3 protein-coding genes and 1 pseudogene are annotated in these 5233 nt (G+C 67.8%); 2 read left to right on the top strand and 2 right to left on the bottom strand.

Translation table 11 applies throughout. The features are described 5' to 3' along the window. Positions 1-259 precede the first annotated feature (259 nt). Positions 260-973: pseudogene (gene sucB / locus HB724_RS20150) on the top strand (dihydrolipoyllysine-residue succinyltransferase); the annotation flags it as partial. A gap of 130 nt (positions 974-1103) precedes the next feature. Further along, complete coding sequence (gene lpdA / locus HB724_RS20145) at positions 1104-2498, top strand: dihydrolipoyl dehydrogenase (protein WP_213982732.1); 1395 nt, start codon at positions 1104-1106, stop codon at positions 2496-2498. 456 nt (positions 2499-2954) lie between these two features. Here lpdA and HB724_RS20140 read toward each other — a convergent pair whose 3' ends face one another. Both HB724_RS20140 and HB724_RS20135 read right to left on the bottom strand, forming a co-directional pair. Then, positions 2955-4643 carry a SulP family inorganic anion transporter gene (locus HB724_RS20140; RefSeq protein WP_346344766.1) on the bottom strand — a complete coding sequence of 563 codons (1689 nt, stop codon included), beginning with the start codon at positions 4641-4643 and terminating at the stop codon, positions 2955-2957. Positions 4644-4657: 14 nt separating this feature from the next. Continuing rightward, complete coding sequence (locus HB724_RS20135; protein ID WP_213982730.1) at positions 4658-4915, bottom strand: helix-turn-helix transcriptional regulator; 258 nt, start codon at positions 4913-4915, stop codon at positions 4658-4660. Positions 4916-5233: the final 318 nt, after the last annotated feature.

Genomic DNA, 5233 nt, shown 5'->3' with positions numbered 1-5233 from the left:
GTCTTGGCGTTGTCCAGGCCGAAACCTCGACCCCGAAGACGGCCAGCGGTATCCTCATTCCGACGTTCTGCTTCCTGCCAAGACCACCGGTCAACCACGCGGTGGATTACTTACACAGCAAAATGAAGGCCAGCACCACCAAGCTGTGCCGGTCACCAATCTCCGCCCGCTCGTCCAACTCACCCACTTTCCCCAACTACCACCCCTCCCCCCCCCCCCCCCCCCCCTCCCCCCCCCCCCGCCCCCCGCCCCCCCCGCCGCTTCGGCGGGCGGTCGCAAGGAAGAGCGCGTCCGCATGACGCGCCTGCGCCAGACGGTCGCCAAGCGCCTCAAGGAAGCGCAGAACACCGCCGCGATGCTGACGACGTTCAACGACGTCGACATGACCGAGGTCATCGCCGCGCGGACCAAGTACAAGGATCTGTTCGAGAAGAAGCACGGGGTCCGGCTGGGATTCATGGGCTTCTTCGTGAAGGCCGCCGTCCAGGCGCTGCGCGACATCCCCTCGGTCAACGCCTCGATCGAGGGCGATGAGATCGTCTATCACGATTATGCCGACATCTCGGTCGCGGTCTCCGCGCCGCAGGGCCTGGTCGTGCCGGTGATCCGCGACGCGCAGGATCTGTCGGTCGCCGGCATCGAGAAGACGATCGGCGATTTCGGCAAGCGCGCCAAGGACGGCACGCTGAAGATGGACGAGATGAAGGGCGGCACCTTCACCATCTCCAACGGCGGCGTGTTCGGCTCGCTGATGTCGACTCCGATCATCAACCCGCCGCAGTCGGCCGTGCTGGGCCTGCACCGCATCGAGGACCGCCCGGTGGTCCGCGACGGCCAGGTCGTCGTCCGCCCGATGATGTACCTCGCGCTCAGCTACGATCACCGCCTGATCGACGGCCGCGAAGCGGTGACGTTCCTCGTCGCGCTCAAGAACGCGATCGAGGATCCGACCCGGCTGCTGATCGACCTCTGAATTCCGTAAAGGCTGCGCCCCGGCGAAGGCCGGGGCGCAGTCGTACTGACATTTGCAACGACGCGAGACGCTCACCAAATCCGTCTCGATACTGGGCTCCGGCCTTCGCCGGGGAACAAGGAAGAGAACAATGGCTGACTATGATTTCGACGTCCTGATCATCGGTTCCGGCCCCGGCGGCTATGTCGCGGCGATCCGCGCGGCGCAGCTCGGCCTGCGCACCGGCTGCGTCGAGAGCCGCGAGACGCTGGGCGGCACCTGCCTCAACGTCGGCTGCATCCCGTCCAAGACGCTGCTCAACGCCTCCGAGCTGTTCCACGAGGCCGCCTCGGGCGCGCTCGCCAAGCATGGCGTCAAGCTCGGCTCGGTCGAGCTCGACCTGCCGGCGATGATGGCCGACAAGGACAAGGCCGTGAAGGGCCTGACCGGCGGCATCGAATTCCTGTTCAAGAAGAACAAGGTCGAATGGGTGAAGGGCCTCGGCACCTTCGTCGATGCGCACACCGTCCAGGTCGGCGACCGTACCGTCACCGCGAAGAACATCGTCATCGCCACCGGCTCGTCGGTCACCCCGCTGCCCGGCGTGACGATCGACCAGAAGGTCGTGGTCGATTCCACCGGCGCGATCGCGCTGGAGAAGGTGCCCGAGCATCTGGTGGTGATCGGCGGCGGCGTGATCGGGCTCGAGCTCGGCTCGGTCTGGCAGCGGCTCGGCGCCAAGGTGACGGTGGTCGAGTTCCTCGACCAGCTCCTGCCCGGCATGGACGGCGAGGTCCGCAAGGAAGCCGCCAAGATCTTCAAGAAGCAGGGCCTGGACATCAGGCTCTCGACCAAGGTCACCGGCGTCGTCGTGAACGGCGGCAAGGCGACCGTGACGGTGGAGCCCTCCGCGGGCGGCGCCGCCGAGACGCTGGAGGCCGATGCCGTGCTCGTCGCGATCGGCCGCAAGCCCAACACCGACGGGCTGGGCCTTGACAAGATCGGCCTCGCCACCAACCCGCGCGGCCAGATCGAGACCGATCACCGCTTCCAGACCACCATCCCCGGCATCTGGGCGATCGGCGACGTCATCCCCGGCCCGATGCTCGCCCACAAGGCCGAGGACGAGGGCATCGCGGTGGCCGAGAATATCGGCGGCCTGACCGGCATCGTGAACCATGACGTGATCCCGAGCGTGGTCTATACGCATCCCGAGATCGCCGGCGTCGGCCTCACCGAGGAGCAGGCGCGCGAGAAGGGCGAGATCAAGGTCGGCAAGTTCCCGATGGCCGGCAACAGCCGCGCCAAGGCGATCGACGACACGGTCGGCTGGGTGAAGGTGATCGCCGACGCCAAGTCCGATCGCGTGCTGGGCGCCTGGATCATCACCTCGGTGGCGGGCACGATGATCGCCGAAGTCGCGCTCGGCATGGAGATGGGCGCCACGTCCGAGGACATCGCCTATACCTGCCACGCGCATCCGACCCATTCGGAAGCGATCAAGGAAGCCGCGATGGCGGTGCAGGGCAAGCCGATCCACGTCTGATCGGGGTTCCGGCGGGAGGGTTTCGCCCCTCCCGCTGTTTTTGTTCGCGCAACGACGCGAAGACGCGACGGGGGCGTCGCTTGCGGCTCCCCTCGGGGCTATTTCGGCCTGGTGAATGTTGGGATTCACCCCGAGGTTGATCCACATGCATTGAAGCAGCCCCTCCCCGGCGAAGGCCGGGGCCCAGTTGCAACGCATTGGCCGCGGCATCCCGTCATCTCGACTTCATCGAAACTGGGCCCCGGCCTTCGCCGGGGAAGCGATTCATCCGCTTCCAAAGGGTTTGCGGCTGAGGGACGCGCGCGTTCGTCCGTCATCTCGGCTAGGGCAACAGCAGGGACGGAGCGACAGGACTTACGTCGGGATGACGAGAAGCTCCCGACGGAAGCCGGCGACACGGGCCAACCCAACGAAAAGCGCCAAACCTCGTAGCGCCGTCGCGGCGTCGCGCGAAAATCAATCCTCGGCCTTGTCCCCCAGCCGCGCCTCGGCGACGGCATCCTCCAGCGTATGGCGATAGCGCACCTGCGGCGGCCGCGCCCCGTGCGCGAACAGCATGTGCCGCACCGAAGTCCGCGCGCCGGAGATGAACACCGCCGCCCCGGTCCGCTCGGCGCGCCGCGCGAAGCCGGCGATGCTCGCCGCCGCGCTCGAATCGACCAAAGGCACCGCCGACAGGTCGATCACATGCGCGCGCGGATGCTCGCCGATCCGGTCGAGCGCGGCTCCCACCGCGCCCGCCGCGCCGAAGAAGAACGCGCCCGAGATGCGATAGACCGCCACGCCCTCGTCGCCCGAAAGCGCCGCGTCATAATCGTCGCGCCCATTCGCGCTGTCTGCCCGATCCTCCTCGACCAGCGGCAGCCCGGTTTCCACCTCCACCGATTGCGCCATGCGGTGCAGGAACAGCAGCGTGCCGATGCCGAAGCCCGCCAAAATGCCCTCGGTCAGGTCGCGGAACACCACCAGCAGGAAGGTGGCGAGCAGCACCACCGCATCGCCGCGCGAGGCGCGCAGCAGCACCCCGAACTCATGCTTCTCGGCCATGTTCCATGCGACCACCGCCAGCACCGCGGCCAGCGCCGAGAGCGGGATATAGCTGGCGAGCGGCGCCGCCACCGCCATGAAGGCGAGCAGGAACAACGCGTGCAGCATGCCCGATACCGGCCCGCGCGCGCCGGCGCGGACATTGGTGGCGGTGCGCGCGATCGTGCCGGTCACGCAGATGCCACCGAACAGCGCGGAGGCGATATTGGCCACGCCCTGCGCCACCAGCTCGCAGTTCGAGCGGTGCCGCCGCCCGGTCATGCTGTCCGCCACCACCGCCGAGAGCAGGCTCTCGATCCCGCCGAGCAGCGCGAAGGACAGGGCCGAGGGCAGCATCTCCACCACCCGCGCCGGCGACAGGTCCGGCAAATGCGGTGCGGGCAGCGCGCGCGGGATGCCGCCGAAGCGCGTGCCGATCGTCTCGACCGGCAACCCGAGCAGCGCCGTGACCACGGCCGCGAGCGCGACCGCGATCAGGAAGGCGGGCCAGTGCGGCCGGAATTTGCGCAGCGCGAAGATCAGCGCGATCGAAGCCCCCGCGACCGCCACGGCGGCCGCGCTCATCGTCGGCAGCGCGTGCGCCAGCGCCTCCAGCTTGGGCACCACCGGCCCCGGCTCGGTGCCGCTCAGCGTCAGCCCCAGCAGATCCTTGAGCTGGCTCGCGAAGATGATGAGGGCGATGCCCGAGGTGAATCCCACCGTCACCGGATAGGGGATGTATTTGATGAAGGTGCCCAGCCGGAAGAAGCCGATCGCCATCAGGATCAGGCCCGAGAGCAGGGTCGCGGTAATCAGCCCGTCGACGCCGTATTGCATCACGGTCGCGGCCACCAGCACGATGAACGCGCCCGCCGGCCCGCCGATCTGGAAGCGGCTGCCGCCCAGCGCCGAGACGATGAGGCCGCCGACGATCGAGGCATAGAGACCGCGCTCCGGCCCCACGCCCGATGCGATGGCGATCGCCATCGACAGCGGCAGCGCGACGATCGCGACGGTGAGGCCCGCGACCGCATCGGCCTTGAACCCGGCGAGCGAATAGCCTTCGCGCAGCACGGTGACGAGCTTGGGGGTGAACAGCTCGGCGAAGCGAGGGGGCACGACGCTCGCCATAGTCAGCGCGGCTGGGGCTGCTTGAAACGCACGCCCCGCCCTCCCTCGGCGCTCGCGGCACCTTCGCCGATCAGCTCGATCCCGGCGCGCTCGAACGCATCGACCACCTTGACCAGCGTGTCGATCACGCCGCGGACATTGCCGTCGCTCGCCTCCATGCGCTGGATGGTGGGGAGCGACACGCCCGACATCTCCGCCAGCACCCGCTGGTCGATGCCGAGCAGCGCGCGCGCGGCGCGCATCTGGGCGGATGTAATCATGCGAGTCGTGTAACAGATATCAGAGGTGATGTGTAGAACATCAATGCTGCATGCTGCACAACGAGAAATGAGGGTCTGGCGCGTATCGGCATTGGGCACATCGGAACCGGAATATGGAACGGACGCCGAAGTTGGCGAAGTGCACGCCGGGCGATTGCCCCGCAGGCAAGGTGAAGCGGCCACCCTCCCTCAGGGTTTCCCGCGATTCGCCGCGCCATCGGCGGACGATTCACACGCCGAAGTTGGCACCTGCCTGGCCGGAACGCGGACAAGCCCTTGCGCGGACAGTGCATTGCGCGTGCGCATTTGCGCGTATGG

It is taken from the genome of Sphingomonas sp. dw_22 (genome assembly GCF_018449795.1).
GTDB lineage: Bacteria > Pseudomonadota > Alphaproteobacteria > Sphingomonadales > Sphingomonadaceae > Sphingomonas.
This window is presented reverse-complemented; position numbering and strand designations above follow the sequence as displayed.

Coding starts and splice junctions, on each gene's coding strand:
- lpdA (WP_213982732.1), top strand. CDS start 1,104: ATGGCTGACTATGATTTCGACGTCCTGATCATCGGTTCCGGCCCCGGC.
- HB724_RS20135 (WP_213982730.1), bottom strand. CDS start 4,915: ATGATTACATCCGCCCAGATGCGCGCCGCGCGCGCGCTGCTCGGCATC.